The organism is Bradyrhizobium sp. BRP56 (assembly GCF_020194035.1).
Taxonomy (GTDB): Bacteria; Pseudomonadota; Alphaproteobacteria; order Rhizobiales; family Xanthobacteraceae; genus Bradyrhizobium; species Bradyrhizobium australafricanum.
Genome location: NZ_JADYVV010000253.1, coordinates 1 through 381, shown reverse-complemented (window position 1 = coordinate 381; position 381 = coordinate 1). Strand labels below are relative to the sequence as shown.

The window sequence follows — 381 nt, the reverse complement described above, 5'->3', positions numbered from 1 at the left end:
CACCTATGCCGAGATCCTGGATCTCTCCGACGATTACCGCGACGGTTTCGTCGATTCGCTGCGCGTGGACACGGCGGACCAGACCCGCATGGCCGCGAGCCGCGCCGACCGCTCCAGCGGCAATTACACGGTGTTCGAGAACGGCGTCTACACGGCCTGCGCGCCGTGTAAGGACGATCCGAAGAAGCCGCCGCTGTGGCAGGTCAAGGGTGCCCGCATCATCCACGACCAGCAGGAGAAGATGCTGTACTTCGAGACGGCACAGATCGAGTTCTTCGGCGTGCCGCTCGCCTACATGCCCTATTTCTCGACGCCCGACCCGACCGTGAAGCGTAAATCCGGCTTCCTGATGCCGGGCTATATTTCGGGCACGGACAGAAC

1 pseudogene is annotated in these 381 nt (G+C 62.7%); it reads left to right on the top strand.

Features of this window, described 5'->3' with window-relative positions:
• Positions 1-381 (top strand): annotated as a pseudogene (locus tag I6F38_RS43640) (LPS-assembly protein LptD); the annotation flags it as partial.